At 69.0% G+C, this 26,987-nt stretch carries 22 protein-coding genes and 1 tRNA gene; 14 read left to right on the plus strand and 9 right to left on the minus strand.

Features of this window, described 5'->3' with window-relative positions; all coding sequences use genetic code 11:
• Positions 1-90: 90 nt before the first annotated feature.
• From AJAP_RS20535 to AJAP_RS20565, 7 genes are all read left to right on the plus strand, one after another.
• The gene (locus AJAP_RS20535) at positions 91-1,038 is read left to right on the plus strand and encodes a methionyl-tRNA formyltransferase (RefSeq protein ID WP_038514182.1); all 948 of its coding nucleotides are present in this window, start codon (positions 91-93) and stop codon (positions 1,036-1,038) included.
• A gap of 100 nt (positions 1,039-1,138) precedes the next feature.
• The gene (locus AJAP_RS20540) at positions 1,139-2,104 is read left to right on the plus strand and encodes an RNA polymerase subunit sigma-70 (RefSeq protein ID WP_038514185.1); all 966 of its coding nucleotides are present in this window, start codon (positions 1,139-1,141) and stop codon (positions 2,102-2,104) included.
• Positions 2,104-2,541: a PPOX class F420-dependent oxidoreductase gene (locus tag AJAP_RS20545; RefSeq protein ID WP_038514188.1), complete on the plus strand. Its 438-nt coding sequence runs from the start codon at positions 2,104-2,106 to the stop codon at positions 2,539-2,541. Before AJAP_RS20540 ends, AJAP_RS20545 begins: the two co-directional genes overlap by 1 nt.
• A gap of 119 nt (positions 2,542-2,660) precedes the next feature.
• Complete coding sequence (locus tag AJAP_RS20550) at positions 2,661-4,766, plus strand: alpha-galactosidase (RefSeq protein WP_038514191.1); 2,106 nt, start codon at positions 2,661-2,663, stop codon at positions 4,764-4,766.
• 138 nt (positions 4,767-4,904) lie between these two features.
• Positions 4,905-6,176, plus strand: a complete 1,272-nt coding sequence (locus AJAP_RS20555) for an extracellular solute-binding protein (protein WP_038523501.1) — start codon at positions 4,905-4,907, stop codon at positions 6,174-6,176.
• Between the two features lie 7 nt (positions 6,177-6,183).
• Complete coding sequence (locus AJAP_RS20560; protein WP_228694990.1) at positions 6,184-7,071, plus strand: carbohydrate ABC transporter permease; 888 nt, start codon at positions 6,184-6,186, stop codon at positions 7,069-7,071.
• Complete coding sequence (locus AJAP_RS20565; RefSeq protein WP_038514193.1) at positions 7,068-7,886, plus strand: carbohydrate ABC transporter permease; 819 nt, start codon at positions 7,068-7,070, stop codon at positions 7,884-7,886. The genes AJAP_RS20560 and AJAP_RS20565 overlap by 4 nt, the downstream gene beginning before the upstream one ends.
• Positions 7,887-7,934: 48 nt before the next feature.
• Here AJAP_RS20565 and AJAP_RS20570 read toward each other — a convergent pair whose 3' ends face one another.
• Positions 7,935-9,572, minus strand: a complete 1,638-nt coding sequence (locus tag AJAP_RS20570; protein ID WP_038514196.1) for an ABC-F family ATP-binding cassette domain-containing protein — start codon at positions 9,570-9,572, stop codon at positions 7,935-7,937.
• Positions 9,573-9,719: 147 nt separating this feature from the next.
• Here AJAP_RS20570 and AJAP_RS20575 point away from each other — a divergent pair, with 147 nt between their 5' ends.
• Together AJAP_RS20575 and AJAP_RS20580 are read left to right on the plus strand one after the other, a co-directional pair.
• Positions 9,720-10,610 (plus strand): PaaX family transcriptional regulator, encoded by an 891-nt coding sequence (locus AJAP_RS20575; RefSeq protein WP_073842725.1) that lies wholly within the window; start codon positions 9,720-9,722, stop codon positions 10,608-10,610.
• Positions 10,611-10,646: 36 nt separating this feature from the next.
• Positions 10,647-11,426 carry an enoyl-CoA hydratase/isomerase family protein gene (locus AJAP_RS20580; protein WP_038514199.1) on the plus strand — a complete coding sequence of 260 codons (780 nt, stop codon included), beginning with the start codon at positions 10,647-10,649 and terminating at the stop codon, positions 11,424-11,426.
• A 5-nt stretch (positions 11,427-11,431) separates the two neighbouring features.
• On the opposite strand, the gene AJAP_RS20585 is transcribed toward AJAP_RS20580, so the two are convergent.
• Positions 11,432-12,340: a CU044_5270 family protein gene (locus AJAP_RS20585; protein WP_038514202.1), complete on the minus strand. Its 909-nt coding sequence runs from the start codon at positions 12,338-12,340 to the stop codon at positions 11,432-11,434.
• The gene (locus tag AJAP_RS20590) at positions 12,333-12,935 is read right to left on the minus strand and encodes an RNA polymerase sigma factor (protein WP_038514205.1); all 603 of its coding nucleotides are present in this window, start codon (positions 12,933-12,935) and stop codon (positions 12,333-12,335) included. Before AJAP_RS20590 ends, AJAP_RS20585 begins: the two co-directional genes overlap by 8 nt.
• Before the next feature lie 220 nt (positions 12,936-13,155).
• Here AJAP_RS20590 and AJAP_RS20595 point away from each other — a divergent pair, with 220 nt between their 5' ends.
• The gene (locus tag AJAP_RS20595) at positions 13,156-15,372 is read left to right on the plus strand and encodes a glycosyl hydrolase family 18 protein (protein WP_038514208.1); all 2,217 of its coding nucleotides are present in this window, start codon (positions 13,156-13,158) and stop codon (positions 15,370-15,372) included.
• A gap of 35 nt (positions 15,373-15,407) precedes the next feature.
• Here AJAP_RS20595 and AJAP_RS20600 read toward each other — a convergent pair whose 3' ends face one another.
• Positions 15,408-16,115, minus strand: coding sequence for an SDR family NAD(P)-dependent oxidoreductase (locus AJAP_RS20600; RefSeq protein WP_038514210.1), 708 nt, complete (start codon positions 16,113-16,115; stop codon positions 15,408-15,410).
• A 42-nt stretch (positions 16,116-16,157) separates the two neighbouring features.
• Between AJAP_RS20600 and AJAP_RS20605 the strand changes: the two genes are divergently transcribed.
• Positions 16,158-17,174: a lactonase family protein gene (locus tag AJAP_RS20605; RefSeq protein WP_051972830.1), complete on the plus strand. Its 1,017-nt coding sequence runs from the start codon at positions 16,158-16,160 to the stop codon at positions 17,172-17,174.
• A gap of 132 nt (positions 17,175-17,306) precedes the next feature.
• Positions 17,307-18,476: an alginate lyase family protein gene (locus tag AJAP_RS20610; RefSeq protein ID WP_038514213.1), complete on the plus strand. Its 1,170-nt coding sequence runs from the start codon at positions 17,307-17,309 to the stop codon at positions 18,474-18,476.
• Positions 18,477-18,616: 140 nt separating this feature from the next.
• Here the strand turns inward: AJAP_RS20610 and AJAP_RS20615 are convergent.
• Positions 18,617-18,690, minus strand: a tRNA-Pro gene (locus tag AJAP_RS20615).
• Positions 18,691-19,185: 495 nt separating this feature from the next.
• Between AJAP_RS20615 and AJAP_RS20620 the strand changes: the two genes are divergently transcribed.
• Positions 19,186-21,813: an ATP-binding protein gene (locus tag AJAP_RS20620; RefSeq protein WP_038514216.1), complete on the plus strand. Its 2,628-nt coding sequence runs from the start codon at positions 19,186-19,188 to the stop codon at positions 21,811-21,813.
• A gap of 50 nt (positions 21,814-21,863) precedes the next feature.
• Here AJAP_RS20620 and AJAP_RS20625 read toward each other — a convergent pair whose 3' ends face one another.
• The 4 genes from AJAP_RS20625 to AJAP_RS20640 are packed head-to-tail and all read right to left on the minus strand — an operon-like array spanning position 21,864 to position 24,182.
• Positions 21,864-22,271, minus strand: coding sequence for a DUF3224 domain-containing protein (locus tag AJAP_RS20625; RefSeq protein ID WP_038514218.1), 408 nt, complete (start codon positions 22,269-22,271; stop codon positions 21,864-21,866).
• On the minus strand, positions 22,268-23,158 hold the full coding sequence (locus AJAP_RS20630; protein ID WP_038514220.1) for a Vgb family protein: 891 nt from the start codon (positions 23,156-23,158) through the stop codon (positions 22,268-22,270). Before AJAP_RS20630 ends, AJAP_RS20625 begins: the two co-directional genes overlap by 4 nt.
• Positions 23,155-23,811 carry a CatB-related O-acetyltransferase gene (locus AJAP_RS20635; protein ID WP_038514223.1) on the minus strand — a complete coding sequence of 219 codons (657 nt, stop codon included), beginning with the start codon at positions 23,809-23,811 and terminating at the stop codon, positions 23,155-23,157. Before AJAP_RS20635 ends, AJAP_RS20630 begins: the two co-directional genes overlap by 4 nt.
• Positions 23,808-24,182, minus strand: coding sequence for a nuclear transport factor 2 family protein (locus tag AJAP_RS20640; protein WP_038514225.1), 375 nt, complete (start codon positions 24,180-24,182; stop codon positions 23,808-23,810). Before AJAP_RS20640 ends, AJAP_RS20635 begins: the two co-directional genes overlap by 4 nt.
• A gap of 107 nt (positions 24,183-24,289) precedes the next feature.
• On the opposite strand from AJAP_RS20640, the gene AJAP_RS20645 reads away from it, so the two are divergent.
• Positions 24,290-26,971, plus strand: a complete 2,682-nt coding sequence (locus AJAP_RS20645) for an ATP-binding protein (protein ID WP_038514228.1) — start codon at positions 24,290-24,292, stop codon at positions 26,969-26,971.
• Positions 26,972-26,987 lie beyond the last annotated feature (16 nt).

The raw sequence follows: 26,987 nt of genomic DNA on the forward strand, positions 1-26,987 counted from the left end.
AGACCAGGGAACCCTAACCTAAGTTAGGTGAGGCTCAACTAGTACTTTCAGTGGTGATGTTCATCCCTCGACCAGGAGGAGGCCGGTCCCATGCGGGTCGCCATGTTCGGATACCAGACCTGGGGACACCGCACCCTGCGGGCCTTGATCGACGCGGGTCACGAGGTCGCCCTCGTCGTCACCCACCCGAAGAGTGACCACGCCTACGAGAAGATCTGGTCCGACTCCGTCGCGGACCTCGCCGAGGAGAACGGGATCCGCGCGCTGTTGCGGCAGCGTCCCGACGACGCGGAACTCCTGGCGGAGCTGAAGGAAGCCGATCTCGACCTGATCGTCGCCAACAACTGGCGCACCTGGCTGCCGCCGGAGATCTTCGAGATGCCGCGGTACGGCACGCTGAACGTCCACGACTCGCTGCTGCCCGCCTACGCCGGCTTCTCGCCGCTGATCTGGGCGCTCATCAACGGCGAGAAGGAGGTCGGCCTCACCGCCCACATGATGGACGCCGACCTCGACGCGGGCGACATCGTGCTGCAGCGCTCCGTCCCGGTCGGACCGAAGGACACGACGACCGATCTGTTCCACCGGACGGTCGACCTCATCGCGCCGATCACCACCGAAGCCATCGAGCTGATCGCGAAGGGGAACTTCACACCGGTCAAACAGGACAGGTCGAAGGCCAGCTTCTTCCACAAGCGCGCCCTGCAAGACAGCCTCATCGACTGGTCGTGGCCCGCGGACGAGATCGAGCGGCTGGTGCGCGCCCAGTCCGACCCGTACCCCAACGCCTTCACCTACCACCGAGGCAAGCAGCTGCGCGTGATCCGCTCGTCGGTGTCGGTGGGCCAGTACGGCGGCACCCCCGGCCGGATCTTCATCCGAGAGGGTGAAGGCGTCGTGATCGTCGCCGGCCCCGAGTCGCGCCGCGGCCGGTCGCACGGGCTCGTCATCGAGCGGGTGCGGACCGAGGACGGCACCGAACTGCCCGCGACCGAGTACTTCCGCACGATGGGCGGATACCTCACCGCTCGTCCCTGACCTGCGGTTTCCGCGGTCCCGCGAAAAAGTCATCGCGGGACCGATGAGTTCCGGCGAAGGGCGCCGTTACATCGGGTAAGAACACTCGATGGGAGGCGCCATGACCGACACGATCGCCGCGGCGAAGGCGGGAGACGAAACCGCCTTCGCCGCGCTCACCGGACAACACCGCCGGGAACTGCACGTCCACTGCTACCGGATGCTCGGCTCGTTCGACGAGGCGGAAGACGCCGTCCAGGAGGCGCTGCTCAACGCGTGGCGCGGCCTGGACACCTTCGACGGCGGCAACTTCCGCGCGTGGCTGTACCGGATCGCCACCAACGCCTGCCTCGACGCGATCCGCAAGAAGGACCGCCGGGTGCCGTCGGTCCGCTCGTTCGCCGAAGTCCCTTGGATCCAGCCGTATCCGGACCGCCTGCTGGACGAGATCGCGCCCTCGGAAGCCGAACCGCACGCGCTCGCCATCGCCAGGGAGACCATCGAACTCGCCTTCCTCGCGGTCCTGCAGATGCTGCCGCCGCGGCAACGCGCGGTGCTGATCCTGCGCGACGTGCTCGGCTGGCAGGCCGCCGAAACCGCCGAACTGCTCGATCTCTCGGTCCCCGCCGCGAACAGCGCCCTGCAACGGGGCCGCGCGACCCTGCGTGAACGCCTCCCGCAGCAACGCGGCGAATGGTCGGTCTCGGCTCCCTCCGAAGAGGAACGAGCACTGGTCCGACGGCTCGTCGAAGCCCACGACAGCGGCGATTTCAGCACTTTGAGCAATCTGGTCCGCGACGACGTCCGCGTGACCATGCCGCCGGAACCCCACTGCTACATCGGCCTCGAACACCTCGCCCGGCACGGCAGGATCGCCGAAGAGATGGGCGAATGGCGCGCCGTCCCCGTCGACGCGAACCGGATGCCCGCGTTCGCCTCGTACCTGCGGCGTCCCGGCGACACCGTCTTCCGCGCCTTCAAGCTCGACCTCGTCCGCGTCATCGACGGCAAGGCAGCTGAGTTCACCACGTTCGACAGTCACCTGTTCCCGGCCTTCGGCCTGGACGCCATCCTGGAGGGAAAGTAATGCCGGAGAAGATGACCGACGACCAGCGCCGCGCCTTCCTCGCCGAAGGCACCCGCACCGCCGTCTTCGCGACGGTCCGCCCCGACGGCAGGCCGCACGCGGTGCCGGTCTGGTTCGCCCTCGACGGGGACGACATCCTGGTCAACCTGGGTGCGGACACGGTCAAAGGCAAGGCGCTCAAGGAGAATCCGCGGGTTTCGGTGGTCGCCGACGACCCTGTTCCGCCGTACTCGTTCGTCAGTGTCGAGGGTGTCGCGGAGATCGTTTCGGATCCGGACGACGTCCGTCTCGGCTCCGAACTGATCGCCCGGCGGTACCTCGGCGAAGCGGGGCAGGAGGTCATCGACGGCTGGCTGGCGTACGCGACGTCGCCGGGAAAGGTGATCGTGCGGGTGCGGCCTGAGCATTTCGTGGCGATCGCGAAGGTCGGCGGCTGACCGCTTCCCCAAGTACATGAAGGCCCCCTTCCTTGCGCCTAGGTACAGGAAGGGGGCCTTCATGTACCGGCGAGCGGGAGCCCCTGGTCACCGCGGGCGCCGGGCGTCAGGATGGGCCGGTGGCCGAGATCGTTTTCGACGACAGCACCCGTTCCTGGCTCATCCGCACGGCAGCTACGAGCTACGCGCTCCGGCTGACCGACGACGATGCGCCGTCCCACGTCTACTGGGGCCCGGCGCTCACCGCCGATCAGCTCGCCGACGTCCTCAACCGGACCGAGGAACGCTGGGATTCCTTCAACGATCCCAACGAGGGGCTGGACGAACTGGCCGCCGACGGCGGCACCCGCTACTGGACCCCCGCCCTCCAGGTCCGGTTCGCCGACGGGACCCGCGCCCTCGAATGGCGCTACCTCGGACACGACATCGACGGCATGAGCCTGCGCGTCCACTTCCGCGATCGCCACTACCCGCTGCGGATCACGCTCGGCTACCACGTCCCGGCGGGCACGGACGTCATCGAGCGCTGGACCGAACTCGCCCACGACGGCACGGACGGCCCGATCGAGATCATCCGCGCCGACTCGGCGACCTGGGTCGCGCCGATCCGGCCGGACTACCGGATCAGCCACGTCACCGGCGGCTGGGCCGCCGAGAGCCAGTTGCTCCGCGAGCCCGTCCCCCACGGCGAGACCACGTTCGGCAGCAGGCGCGGCATCACCAGCCATCACGCCAATCCGTGGGTGATGCTCGACGACGGCGAAGCCACCGAGCGGCACGGCGAGGTCTACAGCGCCGCGCTCGCGTGGAGCGGTTCGTGGCGGATCACCACCACCCGCTCCTCCACCGGCCGGCTCACCGTGACCGGCGGCTTCGGCCAGGACGGCGTCGTCCCCCGGCTCGCACCCGGTGACACGCTTACCACCCCGGTCTTCGCCGGGTTGTACACCGACGGCGGATTCGGCGCCGCGAGCCGCGCGTGGCACGCATACACGCTCGACCATGTCCTCCCGCATCCCGGCGAACTCCGGCCGGTGCTCTACAACTCTTGGGAGGCAACGGGTTTCGACGTCACCGAAGCCGGGCAACGCGCGCTCGCGGAGATGGCCGCTGCGCTCGGCGTGGAACTGTTCGTGATGGACGACGGCTGGTTCGGCGCCCGCAGCGGTGATCACGCGGGCCTCGGCGACTGGCAGGTCAACCGCGACAAGTTTCCCGGCGGTCTCGAACCGCTCGTCCGCGAGGTGCACCGGCTCGGCATGAAGTTCGGGCTCTGGGTCGAGCCCGAAATGGTCAACCCGGACAGCGATCTGTACCGCGCCCACCCGGACTGGGTCCTGCACCATCCACATCGGACCCGGTCGGAGCTGCGACGGCAGCTGGTGCTCAACTTCGCCCGGCCGGACGTCGCCGAATGGGCGTTCGGCACGCTCGACTCCCTCGTCGGCGAGCACGGGATCGACTTCCTGAAATGGGACATGAACCGCCCCTTCAGCGAAGCGGGCTGGCCAGGTGCCGTCGATCCGGACACTCTGTGGGTGGAGCACACCCGCTCGGTCTACGCGATCATGGACCGCCTCCGCGCCCGCCATCCCGGGCTGCGGATCGAGGCGTGCAGCGGCGGTGGCGGGCGGATCGACCTCGGGGTGCTGGCCAGGACCGATCAGGTCTGGACGTCCGACAACACCGACGCGCTCGACAGGCTCGTCATCCAGCACGGCTACGGCCAGGTGTACCCGGCGCGCGCGATGTCGGCGTGGGTCACCGACGACCCCAACTTCGTCACCCGGCGGTCCACTCCCCTGCGTTTCCGGTTCCACGTCGCGATGGCCGGCGTGCTCGGCATCGGCGGCGACATCGTGAAATGGCCCGAGGAGGATCTGGTCCACGCGCGCGAACAGATCGCGCTGTACAAGGACATCCGGCCGATCGTCCAGCACGGCAGGCTCCACCGGCTCGTGCCGCCTGCCACCGACGGCCTCTCCGCGCTGCAGTACGTGGCGGCCGATGGCGGACGCGCGGTGGTGTTCGTGTTCCGGCAAGCGGCACATTTCCATACTCGCGAACGACCGCTCCGGCTCGACGGTCTCGACCCCGCCGCCCGATACCGCGACGAGGACACGGGGAAGGTGTGGCACGGCGCCTCGCTCCTGGCACACGGCCTGTTCCCCGGCCTTCCGGACGGCGATTTCGCCAGTGCGGTGATCCGGTTGACGAAGGTCTAAGCCCGCCGATAGATCAGATGTATCGCCGCTTTTCGCCCACCGACGCCCACCAGGACTGCTTGACATCACCCTAGACATCCGATCGAATGCCGTCGTATATGAGACGTCGTGCATCGCCGCGAGAAGGGTGACTGGGGCATGAGAAGGTCCTTCGCGTTGGGAGCCGCACTACTCCTCGCCGCGAGCCTCACAGGTTGCACCGTCGGCGGCGGGACGGACGCCTCCGGCGGCGAGATCACCTTCCTGACGTTCGAGACGCCGAACCTCCCACCGTCCTATTGGGACTCCGCCATCAAACGCGTCACGGACAAAAACCCCGGTCTGAGCGTGAAGAAACTGGTCGCCCCGTCGACCGACCGCACCGGCTACGCCAAACAACTCCTGCAGTCCGGCCAGTTCCCCGACGTCGCGATCGCCGTCGATTCGGCCGGGTTCGCCGAATCGGGCAACCTCTACGCGTGGACACCCGAGGAACTCAAGGACTTCCAGTTCCCCGGCGCCAACCCGATCAAGGGCGGGCACCACCAGCTGCCCGCCAACACCCAGACCATCCCGCCGATCTACTACAACAAAAAACTCTTCGCCGACGCCGGGATCACGTCGGCGCCGTCGACCTGGAACGAGCTCCTCGCGGCGTCGGAGAAACTGAAGGCGAAGGGCATCACGCCGTTCACCATCGGCGGCGGCAAGGAAGGGTTCCCGTCCGCGATGCTGCTGGACGGCCTGGTCAGCGTCGAGGTCTATGGCAAGACACCGGACTGGCTTTCCCAGCGGCGGGCCGACAAGGTCAAGTTCGCCGACCCGGCCTTCCAGCAGGCGTTCGGCAAGTTCGCCGATCTGGTGGCCAAGGGCTACCTCGACAAGACGCAGGTGTCGCGCGACTACTCCGCGACCGAGGCGGCCTTCCTCAACGGCGAGGGCGCGATGTACCCGATGGGCAACTGGTTCGCCGCGAGCGCCGACGCCAAGAAGCCGCCGTTCGAGATCGGCGTCTTCAACTTTCCTTCCGAAGACGGGAAACTCGTCGTGCCCGCGTACACCGGTGGCGGCATCGTCGTCAACGCGAAGTCGCGGAACCTCGACGCGGCAAGGAAATTCGCGCTCGCGTTCCAGCTGGACAAGCAGCAGATCGACGCCTCGGTCAAGGCCGACGGCCTGTTCCCCGCGATCAAGGGCTACACACCGCCCGCCGACGTCGGGCCGGTCTTCAAAGCGGGATACGAGCTGTACAAGGAAGCCGTCGCGAAGAACGCCGTCGTGAACGCCTTCAGCTGGGAAACCGCGGACGACGGGCTCCTGCCTGGAATGAAGGACAAGGTGTACCAGGCCGCGCAGGACGTCATCACCGGCCGCAGAACGGTGGCCGACGCGTGCGCGTTCCTGGACACCGAGTGGGCGAAGGCGCGCTGACACCACGATGGGGAGAAAACCGATCCTGCCGCGGGTGTGGCATTTCGCCTCGTTCGGCGCGCCCGGAGTCGTCATCTACCTGTGCTTCGTCATGGCGCCGATCCTCATCAGCTTCGGCTACAGCCTGACGAACCACAACCCGTTCAGCCCGCCCGCGGAATTCGTGGGTCTCGAGAACTACCGGCTGCTGTTCCAGGACGAACAGTTCCTGACCGCGCTCCGCGTCACCACGATCCTGACCGTGATCGTCGTGGTCGTGCCGAACGTGCTCGGCCTCGGCGTCGCGGTGCTGCTCGACCGGAAAGGCTGGCTGTACAACGCTTTGCGGAGCGTGTTCTTCACGCCCGTGATCCTCAGCTCGGTCGTGGTCAGCATCATCTGGACGAAACTGCTCGACGACCGGGGCCCGGTCAACGACGCGCTCCGCGCCCTCGGCGTCGAGCATCCGCCGGGCTGGCTTTCCGACCCCGATCTGGCGCTGTACTCGGTCGCGTCGATCGTGTGCTGGCAGATGCTGGGGTTCTGCGTGGTCGTGTACCTCGCCGGCCTGCAGGGCGTCCCGGCCGAACTGCTGGAGGCCGCGGAGATCGACGGCGCCGGGCCGGTGCGCCGGTTCCGCGCGGTGACGTGGCCGCTGCTCGCGCCGTCGCTGACGATCAACACCGTGGTGCTGCTGATCTCGGCGTTCAAGACCTACGACTACGTCAAGGTCGTCACCAACGGCGGACCGGGTTCGGGGACCACGGCGACCATCGCGTTCGACGTCCTCGCCACCGGCCTCGACGCGAACCACGTCGGCTACGCGTCCGCGATGGCCATGGTGATGCTGGTGATCGTCGCGACGCTGACCACGATCGTGCTGCGTTTCCTGCGGCGGCGGGAGGTCGACCTGTGACCGCGAAAATCCGGCCGGTCGCCGCGATCCTGGTGAGCGCACTCTTCGCCGTGCCGCTGTACTACGTGCTCGTCAACGTGTTCAAACCCGGCGATCAGATCGCCCGGACGCCGGCGTCGGTCCCGCTGCCACCGACGCCGGCCAACATCCACGCCGTGCTCACCCGCCCCGACGGCCTGTTCTGGGTGAGCCTGGCGAACAGCGTGCTCGTCACGCTGCTGTCGATCCTCGTGCTGACCGTGCTTTCGGCCATGCTCGGGCACTACCTGGCGCGGTCGGCCAAGCGGTGGACCAGGGTGCTCGCGCTGATCCTGTTGGCGGGCTTGATGATCCCGCCGCAGGTGATCCTCATCCCGGTCACGGAGGTGCTGCGGCTGACCGGGTTGTTGGCGACGATCCAGGGTCTGGTGCTGTTCAACGTCGGCTACTACGTGCCGTTCGGGGTCTTCGTGTTCACCGGGTTCATCCGCGGGGTGCCGGTGGAACTCGAGGAGGCCGCCCGGCTCGACGGCGCGAGCCGGGCACAGGTGTTCTGGCGGATCGTGTTCCCGTTGCTGCGCCCGGCCACGGCGAGTGTGCTGATCTTCCTCGGCGTGTGGATCTGGAACGACTTCATCGATCCGCTGATCATCCTCGGTCCCAGCCAGGGGACCACGGTCACCACCGGGATCTACCGCTCGATCGGCCAGTACCAGGCGGATCTCGGCAGCGTCTTCGCGCTCATGTTCCTGGCGACGCTGCCGGTGCTCATCTTCTATCTGGCGCTGCAGAAGCAGTTCGTGAAGGGCCTCACCGGGGGTGCCACCAAGGGCTGACCCCGCGTTTAGTCCTCTGAATGCGCACGCATTCAGAGGACTAAACGCTCAGAGTTCGGTGACCTTCCCTTCGGCCACTTCCAGCCGCCGTGTCGTCGCCACCGCGTCCAGCATCCGCCGGTCGTGCGTCACCAGCAGCAGCGTCCCCGGGTAGTCCGCGAGCGCCGACTCCAGCTGTTCGATCGCAGGCAGGTCGAGGTGGTTCGTCGGCTCGTCGAGCACCAGGAGGTTCACCCCGCGCGCCTGCAGCAACGCCAGCGCCGACCGCGTCCGCTCCCCCGGCGACAACGTGGCCGCCGACCGCAGGACGTGCGCGGCCTTGAGCCCGTACTTCGCCAGCAGCGTCCGCACGTCGGCGTCGGCGAGTTCCGGTACCTCCCTGGCGAACGCCTCGACGAGCGGAAGGTCGCCGAGGAACAGCTTCCGTGCCTGGTCGACTTCCCCGACCACGACACCGGAACCGAGCGAGGCGGCGCCCTCGTCGACCGGGACCCGCCCGAGCAGCGCCGCGAGCAGCGTCGACTTCCCGGCGCCGTTGGCCCCGGTGATCGCGACCTTGTCCGCCCAGTCGATCTGCAGGTCGACCGGGCCGAGGGTGAACCCGCCCCGCCGCACCACCGCGCCGCGCAGGGTCGCCACGACCGCGCCCGCCCGGGGCGCCGCGGCGATCTCCATCCGCAGTTCCCATTCCTTGCGCGGTTCTTCGACGACGTCGAGCCGCTCGATCATGCGGTCGGTCTGGCGTGCCTTCGACGCCTGCTTCTCGGTCGCCTCGCTCCGGAACTTGCGGCCGACCTTGTCGTTGTCGGTGGCCTTGCGCCGGGCGTTCTTGACGCCCTTCTCCATCCACGAACGCTGCATCGCGCCACGGGCTTCGAGCGACGCCTTGGTGTTCGCGTACTCCTCGTACTCCTCCCGGGCGTGCCGTCGCGCGACGGCACGCTCCTCCAGATACGACTCGTAGCCACCGCCGTAGGTCCGCACCTGCTGCTGCGCGTAGTCGAGCTCGACGACGCGATCGACGGTGCGGGCGAGGAATTCCCGGTCGTGGCTCACCAGGACGGTCCCCGCGCGCAGCCCGGTCACGAACCGCTCGAGGCGTTCCAGGCCGTCGAGATCGAGGTCGTTGGTCGGCTCGTCGAGCAGGAAGATGTCGTACCGGCTCAGCAGCAGCGACGCCATCCCGGCGCGCGCCGCCTGCCCACCCGAGAGCGACAGCATCGGCTGGTCGAGGTTGACGGTGAGCCCGAGATCCGCGACGACCTCCCCCGCCCGGTCGTCCAGATCGGCCCCGCCGAGCGCGAGCCAGCGGTCGAGGGCGAGGCCATAGGCGTCGTCCGCGCCGGGTTCGCCCGCGGTGAGAGCCTCGGTGGCGGCGTCGAGCGCGGCCTGGGCTGCGGTCACGCCGGTACGCCGGGAGAGGAACGCGCGGACGGACTCACCCTCGCGGCGTTCCGGTTCCTGCGGGAGGTGACCGACGGTGGCCGTCGGCGGGTTCAGCCGGACACTGCCCTCTTCCGGCGGCACGAGGCCGCCGAGGGTCTTCAGCAGGGTCGACTTGCCCGCGCCGTTCACCCCGACGAGACCGATCACTTCGCCCGGGGCGACGACCAGGTCGAGACCGGAGAACAGAACACGGTCGCCGTGGCCGGCGGCGAGATCCTTGGCAACGAGTGTGGCGCTCATGAGATCGGTAAGTCTACGGGGACCGATTGAACAGCTCGTGGTCCCTCGGAAGAGTGGCAAGTATCCAAGCGATCACGGAACGTGGGTAACCTGGTTGTTCTTCTGGACCCGAACGAATCCCCCGAGCATTGAGGTCGGTGACAGCAAATGGCGGACTCCGCCACCCCGGTCCCCGTCGTCCACCAGCAGAAAGGCGGTACCCGCAGGCCGACATTGAGCAGGCGGCGGGAAGTCGGTCATGCCAGCGCGCGGTCGCTGCTGATGACGATCCTCGGCGAGTACGTCCTGCCCCGCGACCAGGCGATTTGGACGTCGACACTGGTCGAGGCACTGCGGGTGCTGGACATCGAGGAGAAGTCCGCCCGGCAGGCGCTCGCCCGTTCCTCCGCCGAAGGCTGGGTGGTCTCCGAACGCGTCGGACGAAGAGTGCGCTGGTCGCTCACCCCACCAGGCAGGCGCCTGCTGACCGAAGGCGCGGAACGGATCTACGCCTTCGGCAACGAGGAAAAGGCCTGGGACGGACGCTGGCTGATGCTGATCGTCTCGGTCCCCGAAGCGAAGCGGGATCTCCGGCACCGGCTCCGCACGCGCCTGACGTGGGCCGGGTTCGGTTCCCCGGTCGCCGGGGTCTGGGTCAGCCCGGATCTCAGCCGCCAGCGGGAAGCCCAGCAGATCGTGCAGGAACTCGGCCTCGACGCCCAGGCGATGTCGTTCACCGCCGCCTACGGTGACGTCGGCGACCAGGAGACGATGGTCGCGCGGTCCTGGGACCTGAGCGACCTGAAAGACCGGTACGAGGACTTCATCGACCGCTTCACCGGTGCGCGGCCCTCCGGCGAACGCGGGGTCCTGCGCGCGCAGACCGAACTCGTACACGAATGGCGCAGCTTCCCGTTCCTCGATCCACGGCTCCCGCTAAAACTCCTCCCCGACGGTTGGAGCGGCGTGCGCGCGGCGGACCTCTTCCACCGCAAGCACGTCGAATGGCGACCGGAAGCACAGGCGCAATGGGACGAACTCGCGGCGACCTCGGGCTAGGGTCACGGGAAACCGACCCACCGGAGGGAATCCGCCTTGGCCACCTCGATCCGCCTCGACCGTGAAGACGACCTCGCCGTCCTGACCATCGCTTCGCCGCCGCTGAACCTGTACACGGCGGACCTGCAGCGCGAACTGGGCGAGGCGATCGGCGAACTGGAGGCCACGCCGCCACGCGCGGCGCTCATCCGCGCCGAGGGCAAGATCGTCAGCGGCGGGGTGGACGTCTCCCTGTTCGACGCCCAGTCGAGCGCCGCCGAGGCGAAGGTGCTCTTCGACGAGATGCTGGCGATCCCCGACCGGATCGCCGCACTCCCGTTCCCCACCGTGTTCGCCGCCCACGGTCTGTGCCTGACCTGGGCGTTCGAGGTCGCGGTCGCCTGCGACATCATCCTCGCGAGCGAGAAGGCCAAGTTCGGCCTGGTCGAACGGGTCGTCGGCCTGACCCCGACCATGGGCGGCACGCAACGGCTCGCCGCCCGCGCCGGGGTCGGCCGCGCCAAGGAGTTCGTGATGACGGGCGCGACCTACGACGCCGCGACACTCGAGCGCTGGAACGTGGTCAACCGGGTGTTCCCGGCGGACGGCTTCGACGAGGCCGTCCGCGCTTTCACGACCGATCTCGCGCAGGGCCCGACGCGGGCGCACGCCGCCACCAAGAAGGTGCTCGAGCACTACGAGCACGGCGGCGTCGCCGAGGCGAACGAGCACATCACGACGATCGCCGCCGGGCTCTTCGAGACCGAAGATCTGCGCGGCGCGGTGAAGTCGTTCCTCGCCGACGGTCCCGGCAAGGCGACCTTCACCGGCCGCTGATCGCCCTAGGGGCGTTGTCCGGCCTCGTCCACCACGCCGGACGCGGTCACCGCTGTCGAATTCGTGCCCAGATACAGGAAGGTGTCGGCGGCGAAGACGATCACCACCGGTTTCGCCACCTTCGGGTCGTCATGCGGTCCGAGCGGCCACGTGATGCCGACACCGGGCCTGCCCGCCGCGTCCTCGGTGTGGTCGACGGCGCGCAGCCCGGGCACCTTGGCGGCCGCGCCGAACAGGGCGGCCCGGACGGCGGGCGGGAGGAGGTTCTCGTTCGCCAGCGCGAGGATGTCCTTGCCCATCGCGTTGTAGTCACCCGTCTCACCGCTGTGATGGGCGTTGAGGTATGCGAACATCGCCTCGGCGTCGGCGGGGAGGTCCGTCCGGTAGGCGGGTGACGGCGTGCAGGGCTCCGTGACGCCCTTGAGCGGCTGGTCGCCCTTGTAGACCTGCCCCCGCCCGTCCCGGCAGCCCGGGAGCGGGAAGAGCGAGCCGTCGGCCATCTTGATCCGCCCGTCACGGGTGCCGTCGGCCGACAGCCACGCCTCCCGCTCGCCGTCGGGCTGCTTCGTCTTCGTGTAGACGAACTGGTCCGGTTTCGGCGGTGTACCCGGCGCCTTCAACGCGGCCGCGGCGGCGTTGCGGAGGACGACGACGGGGTCCGCGACGGCCGCGGTCGGCTCCAGGCCGACCTTCTCGATCGGCGCCAGCGTGACGACGGCGGTGATCGCCGCGGCGAGCCCGACCGCGCCGGCGCCGGTCCAGGCCCAGCGCCGCCGTTTCTTCAGCGGCACCACGTTTTCCGTTCCGGTGCGGGCGATTTCGGCCATCAATCGCGCGCGTGCCGAGCCGAGGGCGCCGGATTCCGCGAGGGGCACCGATCCGGTCCGCTCGGCGATCAGCTGCAGCTCATCCATGGGTGGAGATCTCCTTCGCAATCGTGGTGTCCGGGCGCCCGAGCGCCTCGCGGACCTTCCGGCGGGCACGGTTCAGCCGGGAGCGGACGGTGCCGAGCGGGATGTCGAGCGCCGCGGCGATCTCCTCGTAGCTCAGACCTTCCCCGGCGAACAACGTGAGCGTGTCGCGGTCGCCGTCGGCCAGTTCCGCGAGCGCGGAGTCCAGCAGTTTTCCCATCGCCTCGGCGGTCACCTGATCGGCGACGCGTTCGGCATGCCCCTCTTCGTCAGGCGGCGGGCCGAGGGCTTCCCGCAGTTTCAGCTCCCTGACCTCGTCTCGGCGCCGCTGCGCGACCAGGTTGGTCGCGATGCCGTAGAGCCACGGCCGGGCGTCGCGGCGCTCGGTGTCGTATCCCGCGCGTTTGCGGAAGGCGATCAGGAACGTCTCCCCCAGCGCGTCTTCCGCGGCCGCGGGCCCGATACGTCTGACCAGGTAGCGGTGGATGTGCGCGGCGTGCCGGTCGAAGATCGCGGAGAACCGGTCCGGGCTGGTCACCGACCTCGCGATCACTTCCGCGTCCTCCGGATCGCCCGGATCCGCCTCGGATGAGCTCATGGACCGCCTTTCGCCGTTCGTCGGTGTCACTTGTTGTCCGCATCCGGCGCCGAACGGGTTCACGACCGACGAATCGGTCTAGACCTTTTATGCGTGCCGCGCTACATTCATCTGTGGTCTAGACCACACGCGCCATTTTCCGAGCAGGTCAGTCTCGCCGCCTCTTTTGGAGAGAACCGCCATGAGACGCACCAGAAGAAGACTACTCAGCGCACTCACCGTGACACTCCTCGCCGCCGGGCTCCTCGTGGCCGCAGGTAATCCGGCGTTGGCGGCGGGCCGCCTCCGCGCCGCCTTCACCTTGGCCGGAACCACCGGTGAGTACACCGTCACCAACCCCAGCAGCGAAACCGTCGCCGACTGGTCCATCACCTTCACCGTGCCAGCCGGCGTGACCGCCACGAGCGGCTCGCACGCCACGGTTTCCCAGTCGGGCAACCAGGTCACCCTCACCCCGGCGTTTTACATCAAGTCGCTCGCGCCGGGCCGGTCGACCTACCCCTACAGCCCGTCGTTCCAGCTCAGTTCCGCGGTCAACCCGACCACGTGCCGGATCGACGACGCCAACTGTGACGGCTCGGGCGACGCGCCGCCGTCGACCCCGGCCAACCTGCGTCTCGTGGCGAAGACGACCACGACCGCCGCGCTGGCGTGGAACGCCGCGGCCCCCGGCTCGCTGCCCGTCGTCGGCTACGACGTCTACCAGGGCACCACGCTGGCGGCGTCGGTCACCGGCACCGAAGCGAGGATCACCGGGCTGACGCCGAACACGGCCTACAGCTTCACCGTCGTCGCCAAAGACCGCAAGGACGCCAAATCCCCGCCCACCCCGGCGCTGGCGGTGACCACCAACAACCCGAGCGACGACACCCAGGCGCCGACGGTGCCGTCGAACCTCCGCTCGACAGCGGTCACCTCGGGCTCCATCTCGTTGGCGTGGAACGCGTCCACGGACAACACCGGCGTCGTCTCCTACGACGTCTACCGCGGCACGACCCTCGCCACCACCGTCACCGGGACGACGGCGACGGTGACCGGGCTTTCACCGTCCACTTCGTACTCTTTCACGGTCAAAGCCCGTGACGGGTACGACAACGTCTCCGCGGCGAGCGCGGCCGTCAGCGCTCGCACCGGTGACATCGTGAACGGGTACGCCCGGGTCGGCTACTTCGTCCAGTGGGGCATCTACGGCCGCCAGTTCTTCGTCAAGAACCTGGTGACCAACGGCTCGGCCGCCAAGCTGACCCATCTGCTGTACGCCTTCGGGAACATCGACCCCGTCAACCACACCTGCCTTTCGGGCGTCACCAAGGGAACGACGTCCAATCCGCAGGACCCGAACCAGGGCGACGGCGCGGGCGACGCGGAAGACGACTACTCGCGGCCGATGTCCGCGTCCCAGTCCGTCGACGGGGTCGGCGACACCGGCTGGGAGACGCTGCGCGGCAACTTCAACCAGCTGAAGAAGCTCAAGGCCAAGTACCCGAACCTGAAGGTGCTCATCTCCTTGGGCGGCTGGACCTACTCGAAGTACTTCTCCGACGTCGCGGCCACACCCGCGTCGCGGCAGAAGTTCGTCGCGTCGTGCATCGACACGTACCTGAAGGGGAACGTGAAGGCGTACGGCGGCGCCGGCGGTCCGGGCACGGCCGCGGGCATCTTCGACGGCATCGACATCGACTGGGAGTGGCCCGGCAGCCCCGACGGGCACCCCGGGAACCACTGGAGCGCCAACGACAAGACGAACCTGACCGCGCTGCTGGCCGAGTTCCGCACGCAGATGGACGCCTACGGCGCGACCACCGGCAAGCGGTACGAACTGCAGGCGTTCACCCCCGCCGACCCGGCGAAGGTGAAGGGCGGCTGGGAGATCCCGAAGATCTTCGACTACCTCGACGTCGCGAACGTGCAGGGCTACGACTTCCACGGCTCGGGCAGCGACAACTCGTGGGAGCCGAACCGCACCGGCCATCAGGGGAACCTCTACGCCGACGCGGACGACCCGTACAACTTCAAGTTCAGTGTGGAATCGGCGATCAACGCCTACACCGAAGCCGGTGCCAATCCACGGAAACTGACCCTCGGGCTCGCCTTCTACGGGAGAGGCTGGCAAGGGGTCGCGGAAGGCGGGAAGAAGGGCGAATGGCAGAGCGCGACCGGAGCCGCGCCCGGCCAGTTCGCCGAGGAAGCAGGTACTCGTGGCTACGCGAATCTCTTGGCCAGTGTCCCCAACTGCGCCGTCCAGCACGACACCGCGGCCGTGGCCACGTCGTGCTACACCGGCAACGGCGGGCAATGGTGGACCTTCGACGACGCCTGGTCCATCCAGCAGAAGGTCGCCTGGCTCAAGACACGAGGGCTGCTCGGGGTCATGGCCTGGGAGATGTCCGGTGACACCGGAACCCTCATGACCACAGTGGACAACTCGCTGAAGTGACGGTCCCCCTGGGTGCCGGTGTCCGGCACCCAGGGCTAGACCGAGTCCTTGGTCGCGGACCAGCCGCCGTCGACCACCAGTTGCGTCCCCGTGACGTACGAGGCCGCGGACGAGGCGAGGAACGCGATCACCTCGGCCACCTCGGCGGGATCCCCGAGTCTCCCCGCCGGGGTGGCCTTGACCGCGCGGGCGTGATCGGCCTCGGCCACCGCGTCCCAGATCGGCGTGAGGATCGGGCCGGGCAGGACGGAGTTCACGCGGACGTCGGGCGCGTACTCCACGGCCAGCTGACGGCCGAGCGCCACCAAAGCCCCCTTGCTCGCGGCATAGGCGGGCCGCCCGGGCAGGCCGACCATGGCGTGCACCGAGGACACGAGGACGATCGAGCCCCGCCGCTCCCGCAACGACGGCAGGCAGGCCTTGGCGCCGAGATACGCGCCCGCCAGATTGACGTCCAGCTGACGGTCCCAGTCCTTCCTGCCGAGTTCGTGCAGCGGCGCCATCACCGCGGTGAACGCGTTGCTGACCAGCACGTCAACCCCGCCGCACGTCTCCTCCGCCAGCTCGACGGCCCGGCGCCACGTGTCTTCATCGGAAACGTCGCCGACGACGCTGTGCCGGATCCCCGGCTGCTCGGTGATGTCGATGCCGACGACGGTGTGGCCGGCTTCGGCCAGCCGGGCGACGGTGGCCGCGCCGATACCGGACGCCGCTCCCGAAACGATCGCGCAGGATGTGGTCAAAAGGGATTCACCTCCACCTCGGCTTGCTGCACAGTGTGCCTCGTGACTTCTGCGAACGACGACCGGACTCTGCTCATCGTCGGCTCCTACACCGCCGCGAGCGACGGCCGCGGCGGAGGCATCGGCACGTTCCGACGCGACGCGCGGACCGGGGAGCTGACCCCGGTGGGCTCTCTCGCTCTGGATTCGCCGAGCTGGCTGACCCCGCATCCCACACTTCCGGTGCTCTACGCGGTGAACGAGACGGCCGAGGGCGCGATCACCGCCGTGTCGGTCGCCGAAGACGGGACGCTGTCGGCCTTGAACTCGCTGCCGACCGGCGGGGCGGATCCGTGCCATCTGTCGGTCACGCCGGACGGCCGGTTCCTGCTGTGCGCCAACTACAGCGGTGGCAGCCTGGCCGCGTTCGCGCTGGGCCCGGACGGGGTGCCCACCGTGCGGACGGCGCTGGTCCGGCACGAAGGCAGCGGCCCGAACGCCGAGCGGCAGGAAGCCGCGCACGTCCACATGGCCGTCATCGATGAGACGGGCACGCTGGTCAGCGCGGTCGACCTGGGCACCGACGAGATCCGCAGCTATCGCCTCGGCGAGGAAGGCGAACTGATCCCCGTGTCGGTGTCGACGCTGCCCGCCGGGACCGGCCCGCGGCAACTGGTCCGGCGTCCGGGCACGAGTCACGCGTACGTCGTCGGCGAACTGGCCGCGTCGCTCGTGACGGTGCGCGAAGAGCCGCCGGGCACGTTCGCCGTGGAGAACTCCGTTCCGGCGACGCTCGAACCGGGCGGCGAGAACCTCCCGGCGCAGCTCATCCTGCACGGCGACCGGCTGTTCCTGTCGAACCGTGGCCCCGAGAAGATCACGGAATTCACTTCCGACGGTGTGGCCGTGGCCGACCACGGCACCGGCGAATGGCCCCGGCACTTCTCCATCGTCGGCGAGCACGTTTATATCGCCGCGCAGAGCAGTGACGCGATCCAGGTCCACGAACGCGCGACCTGGCGTCTGATCGGCACTTATCCGATCGGCAGCCCGGCCTTCGTCGGCCTTTGGCCGCATTGATTCGTTCAGCCCGCTGAACGGGCGGCACTTCTTTCTTTTCGAGGCGAATAAAGGTCTTGACGCAACTGGTTCAGACCATGACACTGAACGCACGCCGCCGGTGACCTGGCTCACACCCGCCCGAGGAGAACCATGTCCCTACCGAGGAAACTGCTCGCCCTGGCCACGCTCGTCCCGTTGGCGCTAGGCCTTTTCAGCGCTCCCGCCCAGGCCGCGCCCGCCACGTTCACCCATCCCGGCGTGCTGGTCAGCCGCCCGCAACTGGACTTCGTCCGCGCCAAGGTCCAGGCCGGCGCGCAACCGTGGAAACAGGCCTACGACGCGATGATGTCGAGTTCGTACGCCTCGTTGTCCCGGTCACCGAAACCACGCGCCATCGTCGAATGCGGTTCCTATTCGAATCCGAACATCGGCTGTACCGATGAACGGCAAGACGCGATCGCCGCGTATTCCCTTTCGCTGGCGTGGTACATCACGCGCGACGCGAAATACGCGACCAAGGCGATCGAGATCATGGACGCTTGGTCCGCGGTACTGAAGGATCACACGAACAGCAACGCTCCCCTGCAGTCGGCCTGGTCGGCCTCCTCCTGGCCACGCGCAGCGGAGATCATCAAGCACACGTACACGAGCTGGCCGAATTCCGGCCGTTTCGGCACCATGCTCCGGAACGTGTACCTGCCCGAGGTGATCAACGGCAGTCACAGCAACGGAAACTGGGAACTCAGCATGACCGAGGCCGCGATCGGCATCGCCGTGTTCCTCGACGACAAGACGGTCTACGACAAGGCCGTCGCGAAGTTCCGCACCCGCGTCCCCGCCTATCTCTACCTGACCAGCGACGGCGCGCTCCCGAAGACCGCGCCCGGCAGCGGGCTGGACACGCGCGACAAGATCGTGAAGTACTGGCAAGGCCAGACGACGTTCGTCAACGGCCTCTCCCAAGAGACCTGCCGGGACTTCACGCACACCGGCTACGGCCTCGCCGCCATCGCGGACTTCGCCGAGACCACCCGCATCCAGGGCCAGGACCTCTACCCCGAGATCGCCGACCGCCTCCGCGAAGGCCTCGGCTTCCACGCCAAGTACCAGATGGGCGCGGCCGTCCCGTCGTGGCTGTGCGGCGGCAGCCTGAAGCTCGGCCTCGGCCCGATCACCGAAGTCGGGTACAACCACCTCCACACCCGCCTCGGGCACACCATGAGCAACACGGAGGCCCTCACCCTGCGCCAACGCCCGGCGGGCACCAACAGTCTGTTCGTCGCCTGGCAGACCCTCACGCACGCCGGCAACCCTCAGTGACCCCGTGGGGCCGCCCGAATGCGGCAGGGCGGCCCTCACGGACCGTTTTCCAGAGCGCCGCGCTGAACCGGAAGACGCCCCGGCTGCATGAAAAAACGGGTCTCCGCAGCCGATGAGCTGTGGAAACCCGCTTCGTCCGGTCGGGCTGACAGGATTCGAACCTGCGACCCCTTGACCCCCAGTCAAGTGCGCTACCAAACTGCGCCACAGCCCGGACCCGCGCTCCGTGGAGTGCGATGTGAGTACTTTAGCGGGTCCCGAACAGTGGCTTGCAACCAGGGGTCACTGTGTGTCTGAGCTGCGGAAACGATCCGTGAGGGCCGTCAGCCCGCCTTGGGGCACGTCACGATCGGCGACACGATCTCGCGAGACGCTGAGCACTGCTCGACATCTCGCTGCGCGTCACCGGCCAGATCGGACAGAGCGTCATCGTCGTCTTGGGTCCAGCCCCGGACGCTGGACCGTATCCCACCGGCAGGCGCGAGCGTGACGAAGACATTCCGCCGATCCCGATTACAAGAATTGTCAAAATGGTCGCCGTCCGACGCCTTTTTGTCATCACAACGCCCCCGCCAATGGTGAGTGAATTCCTGCCGATCGCGAACGGCCGCAAGTCGAAGCCACTTTTCCGCACCAGCGAAAAGGCGTCGATCCCGCTGACTGGCAGGGCAATCGACGATGGCGTAACTTCTCGCGTGGGAGGGCGGCGATGGAGCGGCATCGGTATTCCGTGCACCGCACGGTGTTCGTCGTGGATGTCGAGGGTTTCGGCGATCGACGACGTACCAACTCGCATCAATTGGTGGTGCGTGCCGCACTTTACGAAATTCTTCGTCACTCATTCGACGAAATCGGGGCGTCGTGGGCGGACTGCGATCACGAGGATCGCGGCGACGCGGTGTTCGTCCTCGTGCCCGCCCAGGTTCCTAAAGCGCTTTTCGTGGACGCGCTCCCCCAGGCCCTCGTCGCCGCAGTGGCCGAGCACAACCGGACGCATCCGAGCGAGGAACGGATCCGGTTGCGGATGGCGTTGCACGCGGGCGAGGTCGCCTACGACGAGCACGGTGTCGCCGCGGCGGCGGTGAACCTCACGTTCCGGCTGCTCGACGCGGCCCCTCTCCGGGCCGCGCTGGCCGAGTCGCCGGGAGTGCTGGCGTTGGTCACCTCGGACTGGTTCTTCGAAGACGTGGTCAGGCACAGCCGGGTCGTCGATCCGGCGACGTTCCGGCCCGTACCGGTCCAGGTGAAGGAGACGTCGACGGTGGGCTGGATCGGCCTGCCGGACCATCCTTATCCTCCCGATCCCGCGCGGCAGGCGATCCGTCCTGTCGCGGGTGCCGGTGCACAGGTGCCACGGCAGCTTCCGGCGCTACCGCGCTCGTTCGTCGGCCGGAGTGACGAACTCGCCGCACTCACCACGCTGCTGGAGGACGAGGAGCGGCCGAACGGGCTGGTGGTGATCGGCGGTCCCGGTGGGATCGGCAAGACATGGCTCGCCTTGCGGTGGGCACACGACAACGTTCACCGTTTTCCGGCGGGCCAGTTGTTCGTCGACCTGCGCGGCTTCAGCTCCGACGGGCTGCCTATGAGCCCGGCGGTGGCGACCCGCGGTTTCCTCCAGAGCTTCGGTCTCACTCCCGACCGGATTCCCGCGGACCCGCACGCCCAAGCCGCCTTGTTCCGCAGCATCGTGGCGGACAAGGCCCTGCTCATCCTGCTGGACAACGCCGTCGACACCGAACAGGTGATCCCGCTGCTGCCCGGCAGCGCCTCCTGCGCGGTCGTGGTGACCAGTCGCAGCAGGCTCCCCGGTTTGACGACCGGGCACGGCGCCCGTCCGCTGTTTCTCGACGTCCTCAACGACCGTGAAGCCAGAGCGCTGCTCACCGACCGGCTCGGCACCACCCGGGTCGACGCCGAACCCGCCGTGGTGGACGAACTGGTCGAGTTCTGCCGCGGGTTCCCCTTGGCACTGAGCATCGTCGCGGGAAACGCGGCCACCCACCAGGGTGCCTCCCTCGCCGGTCTTGCCGCCGAGCTGCACGAAGCGGGAGTCGAAGCACTGGACTCCGCGGATCCGGCGGCCAGCCTTCCCGCGGTGTTCTCCTGGTCGCATCAGGCACTCACCGGCGACGAGGCGGAAGCGGTCGTCCTCGTCGGTCTCGCGCCGGGACCGGACATCGGCCTGCGGGCGGCGGCGAGCCTCGTCGGCACGACCGTCGCCCGGGCCAGGACCCTCCTGCGCGGGCTCGAGCAGAAATCGCTGGTCGGCCACGACGGCGCCGGACGCTACCGGATGCACGACCTCGTCCGGCGTTACCTCACCGAGTCGGCGCGCGATGAAGCGGATATCGACGCGCTACGGCGAGTCGTGGACTTCTACCTGCACACCGCCCACGCGGCCGACGAACTGCTCGACCCGCATCGCGAGGCGATCCAGGTCGCTCCAGTCACGCCGGGGTGCCTGCCGCTGAGGTTTCGGGACGAGGCCGCGGCGCTCGCCTGGCTGGACGATGAGCACACCTGCGTGCTCGCCGCTCAGCGGCTGGCCGTCGAGCTCGGCTGGCATCCGGCGGCGGTGCAGTTCGCGCTGGCGCTGCACACCTTCCATTGGCGAGTGGGACGGCTCGATGACCAGGTCACCATGGGGTGCCTCGGGCTTGTCGCCGCCGAGCGGACCGGCAGCCCGGCCGTGCGCGCCTTGGCGCATCGGCAGCTCGCCGAGGCCTACGCCCTGCAGGGAAGGCATACCGAGGCGGTGGATCACCTCCAGCGCGCACTGCCGCTGGCCGAGCGGTTCGGCGACCCGTCCGGCCAGGCCCACGTCCTACGGATCCTCGCCTGGGCTCAGAGTGAGCAAGGCGAGATCCGTCTCGCGCTGGAGAACATCCTCCGCACGCTGCGCTTGTTCCAGTCGGCCGAGGACGAGGAATGGGAAGCCCGCGCGCTCAACCAGACAGCGTGGTACTTCGCGCTCATGGGCCGTCACGAGCAGGCAGCCCCGTTCGCCGCCTCGGCCTTGGACCTTCATCGCCGTCACCGAAACCGCAACGGCGAGGCTCTGTCGCTGGCGATCCAAGGCTTCTTGGCACACCAGGCCGGCCGTCATCCGGACGCACTGCGACTGTGCGAACAGGGGCTCGCCATGCTTCGAGAGCTCGGCAACAGCTACTTCGTGGCACAAGTGGAGGACATCCTCGGCCACGTCCACGTCGCCCTCGGGGACCGGGAGGCCGCCCGCCGGTGCTGGCAGGACGCGCACGACCTCTATCGAGTCCAGAACCGGACGGAGAAGGCCGAGCGAAGCCAGCGGCTCCTCGACGGGCTCGCCACCTAGCTTTGCCATGGCGGCAACAGGTTCACATACCGCAGAGGCGTCGTCCGCTGTCAGCCGTCCTCCGCCCCCACCCCGGCACCGAACCAGACCTCCAGCGTCAGCACCCCGTGCCGCGCTTCAACCGCCCGCCCGGACAACCCGGCCAGCTCCCCCGTACCGGATTTCGGGACCACCGCGCCGAAAGTGCTCTGTTCGTCCCCGTCCGCCAGTCCGCCGTGCTGGATCACGAACGAGCCCGGCCTGCCGTCGAGGGTGCCTTCGATGCGTTCGGACGCGACGTACCCGGCGCCGCCCTCTCCCTGTGCGGTGAGTACCTCGGCGACCCCGGTTCCGGCCAGTGCTCCGCGGTAGGTCTTGCGGATCACGATCCGGGTCAGCTTCGGGCCCTCCGGCGGCTCGGCGTAGGGCTTCTCGTCCCAGCTGTCGATCTCGAACTCCGCGTCGATCGTGGTGCTCATCGAACCTCTCCTTCATTGTCGATTCGGGCAAGTGCCCCAAGTTCCAACGCCGTCCACACTGCTCGGTCCGGGCCGAACGCGAGGCCGTGCGGTTCGGAACCCGGTGTGGGCAGGTCGTGTGTCTCGATGACACCGTCCGGGGTGATCGAGCCGACCCGGTTGCCACCCCATTCGGTGAACCACAACTCGTTGTCGCCGCCGGCGATGGCGTGCGGCCGCGCGGAACGGTCGGGTAGCGGGAATTCGGTCACGTCCCCGTGGACGGTGATCCGGCCGATCTGCCCGGCGGTGATCTCGGTGAACCACAGGGCCCCGTCGGGACCGGCGGCGATTCCGACCGGTCCGGCGGCCTGGGCCGGCAGCCGGTGCACGGTGATCTCTCCGCCGGTGGTGATCCGGCCGATGGCGTCGGCTTGGTTCATCGTGAACCACAGCGCGCCGTCCGGTCCCGCGACGATCGCCGACGGGAACGTTCCGGTGCCCGGCAGCGCGAACTCCGTGACGTCACCGGACATCGTGATCCGGCCGATCCGGTCGGCGGCGATCTCGGTGAACCACAGCGCTCCGTCGGGGCCTGCGGCGAGTCCGTAGGGGCCGCATTCCGGCGTGGGCAAGGGAAACTCGCTGATCACACCAGCCGTGGTGATACGCCCGATACGGTGCGCCTGGTACTCGGTGAACCACAATGCGCCGTCCGGGCCTGCCGCGATCACGGTCGGGCCGCTGTCCGGAGCGAGCGGCCAGTTCTCCGGCGTTCCTCCCGGAACCAGTCGCCCGATGTGTCCACTTCGGACCAACGTGTACCAGAGGGCGTCGTCCGGTCCGAGGGCGATCGCGTACGGGCCTTCGCCGGGGACGGGGAATTCTTCGATGCCGATGCGGCTCATTCGGCAGCCGCGAATCCGTGCTCGGCGGCGATACGGAGAACCTTGGCCGGGTCGCCGGCCATGATCGTCCGGACGTGCTCGGTGACCAGGTCCACCGGCCAGTCCCACCAGGCCGCGCGACGCAGCGCGGAAACCTCGGCGTCGCCGAACCGCTGCCGGATCGGCCGGGCCGGATTGCCGCCGACGATGGTGTACGGCGGTACGTCCGCGGTCACCACCGCGCCCGCCGCCACGATGGCCCCGTCGCCGATGGTCACCCCTGGCATGACGGTGGCCTGGTGGCCGATCCAGACGTCGTTGCCGACCACCGTGTCGCCCCGGCTCGGCATGCCGGTGACGAGGTCGAGCGTCTTCTCCGTCCAGTCGCCGCCGAACATGGTGAACGGGAAGGTGGACGGCCCCAAAGTCGGGTGGTCGGCACCGGCCATCAGGAACCGGGTACCGCTGGCGAGCGCGCAGTACTTGCCGATGACCAGTCGTTCCGGCCCGTAGCCGTAGAGGACGTTGCGCCGCTCGAACTCCGTCGCGCCGTCCGGATCGTCGAAATAGGTGTAGTCGCCGACCACGATCTTCGGCGAGCGGATCAGCGGTTTCAGGAAGATCACCCGCTCGTGCGCGGGCAGCGGGTGAAGCGTCGTCGGATCAGGGTTCACTTGTCGGCTCCAGTTGTGGGGACAGGGTCGAGGAAGCCGTAGCCGCGGCTCAGCCTGGACTGCCCAGCGACCAGCACGGTGCTGCCGATGATCACGGCCGGACCACCGTCCGGGCCGAGCTCCCAGGTCAGCCGCGCCACGTCGTGGTGGGCGTCGACGGGGCCCGCCGCCCGGTAACGCAGACCGGGGAACCGTCGTTGCGCGGTCGCCATCGCCTCGTCGATGCCCGCGTGGCCTTCCGCGACCACGATCGGGTCGACGTAACGGGCGTCGAGCGTCCACAGTTCGGCCACGAGCGCGCGACGCCGGACCGGATCGGTTTCGTTCCAGCTCGCCAGATACCGCCGGGCCAGCTCATCCATGCCGGACATGGCCACCTCCTTCACCGAGGACGCTAGGGCTTCGCCGGGCCTGCGGAATCTGTCACAACCCGGCAGTCTCGCGGCGGTTTCCCTCGCGCATTAAGTACTGTCGCGACGTGTTGCGCGGACGGGAGGACGAGACATCGGTCGTCGACCGGCTACTGGCCGACTGCCGGGCCGGGCGCAGCGGCAGCCTGCTCCTCACCGGCGAACCCGGGATCGGCAAGACCGCACTGCTGGAGTACGCCGCCGCGCAAGCCGGGGACCTGCGGATCCTCCGTGGAACCGGGATCGAGTCCGAAGCCCATCTCCCGTTCGCCGGCCTGCATCTCGTACTGCGCGCCGCGCTGGACCGGGCCGACGCGCTCCCGGCGCCGCAAGCACGGGCCCTGCGCGGGGCGTTCGGTCTCGCGGCGGCCGAACCGGGCGACCGGATGCTCGTCGGCCTCGCCGTTCTCTCGCTCCTCGCCGAGTTCGCCGACGGCGGATCGGTGCTGTGCCTGGTGGACGACGCGCAATGGCTGGACCGAGCCTCCGCCGAAGCGCTGCTGTTCGCCGCCCGGAGGCTGGACGCCGAAGGCATCGCGCTGATCATCGCCGCCCGTGACGGCTTTCTCGCGCCCGGAGTGGCCACGTTGCCGCTATCCGGGCTCACCGCACCCGCCGCCGCCGAGCTGCTGGCCGATCACGCCACGCCGCTGTCCCCCGCGGACCGGTATCGGGTCCTGGCCGAGGCGCAAGGCAATCCGCTCGCCCTCCTCGAACTACCCGCCGCCTTCGCCGCCGGTCGTCCCGCCGCCGGAGAGGCCCTGCCGCTCCCGGACACCGTCCAAGCGGCGTTCCTCGACCAGGTCCGGCTGCTGCCGGAACCGACCCGGCGGCTGGTGCTCGTCGCCGCCGCCGAGGACACCGGCGATCGCGGCGTAGTCCTGCGCGCCGCGACCGCTCTCGGCTGCCGGCCCGCGGATCTCGTCCCCGCCGAAACCGCGGGGCTGCTCCAGGTCGACAACCGCAGTATTCGCTTCCGTCATCCGCTCGTCCGGTCCGCGGTCTACCAAGCGGCACCGGTCAGCCTGCGCTTCGTCGTGCACACGGCGCTGGCGGAAGCGCTCGACCAGCCCGTCGACGCCGACCGTCGCGCCTGGCACCACGCGGTCGTCGCCGACGGCCCGGACGAGCAGGTCGCCGGGGAACTGGAGAGCACCGCCCTGCGCGCCGCCGCCCGCAGCGGTTACGCGGCCGCTTCCGCGGCGTACCAACGCGCCGCGGAACTGACAGGGCCCGGTCCGGACTCCGCGCGACGGCTGGTTCTCGCCGCCGAAGCCGCGGCCGAAGAAGGCGATCTCGACCGCATGGAGGCCCTCGCCGGTGCGCTGGTCTCCGCCGGTCCCGCCCTGAGCGTCCGCGCCGACCGGGTCCGCGCGACCGCGGCGTTCCATCGTGGCGCCCTCACCACCGCACGGCGCCTGCTCACCGAAGCCGCCCCGTCCGCCGAACCGGAAACCGCCGTCCACCTGCTGCTAGACGCGGTACACGCGGCTTGGTACCTCGGCGAACGCGAGATCGCGGACACCGTCGAGCGGCTGGACGCGGCGGCGCCCGCCGCCCCCGAACCGATCGCCCACGTCGCCGGGCTGCTGTCCGAAGTCGCCCGTGCCGCGATCGGCCTCCCGCTGCGGCGTCCGCTCGCCGACCGGATCGCCGACGCGCGCCGCACCGGCTTCGGCGGTCCGCACGACACGATCCTCGTCGGTGCCACCAGCCTGCAATCGGCAGGGCACGACACCGAAGCGCATCAGGTCGCCGACGAACTGCTCGTCCAATGCCGGAAGAACGGGCAGCTCGGGCGCACCCCGCCGGTGCTGCTCTGCGCGGCCCGAGCCGCGGTTTTCTTCGGCCGTCATGCCGAGGCGGGCGACCAGGCGGCCGAAGCGCTGCAGCTGGCGCGAGAACTCGGCCATCGGCAATGGATCGCCGAGGCCAACGGCGTGCTGGCCTACCTGGCCGCGGCGGCCGGCGACGAGGACCGCTGCCACGCCTACGCCGACGAAGCCCTCGCCGCGCCGGAACCCGGGACCCCGGCACCGGGCCTGTCGTGGGCGCACTGGGCGTTGGCGCTGCTCGATCTCGGGCTCGCCCGCTGGGAATCCGCGCTCACCCGGCTCACCGCCCTGCGCACCGGTCCGATGCGCCACCAGTTGCCCGGTCTGCGCGGTGTCCCGGATCTGGTCGAGGCCGCGGCCCGTCTCGGCAAGCCGGATCTGGCCGCCGAACCGGTCGAGCGGCTCGTGGGCTGGGCGGCTCGCGCGGACCAGCCGTGGATCTCCGCCCACGTGCACCGGTGCCGCGCCCTGCTCGCCCCCGATTCCGCCGCGGCGGAACTGTACGAGGAGGCCTTGCGCGGCCATCCCGGCGACCGGCCGTTCGAACGCGCGCGAACCGCGTTGCTGTACGGGGAATGGCTTCGCCGCATGCGTCGCAAGTCCGCGGCGCGGACTCACCTGCGTGAGGCGTTCGAAACCTTCCGGCGGCTCGACGCCGTCCCCTGGGCCGAACGCGCCCGCGCCGAACTCGACGCGACCGGTGAAGTCGTGACGGAACCCGTGGCGGGCGCGCTCGCGGCACTCACCCCACAGGAACGGAAGATCGTCCGGCTCGCGGCGCGCGGACTGTCCAATCGGGACATCGCGGCACAACTGTTCCTCAGCGCCCGGACGGTGGGATACCACTTGTACAAGGCGTTTCCCAAGCTCGGCATCACCGCGCGCACCGAACTCCCGACGCTGGAGCTCGGCTGAGCGGTCATCACGGCCT

The sequence above is a fragment of the Amycolatopsis japonica genome (genome assembly GCF_000732925.1).
GTDB classification, from domain to species: Bacteria; Actinomycetota; Actinomycetes; order Mycobacteriales; family Pseudonocardiaceae; genus Amycolatopsis; species Amycolatopsis japonica.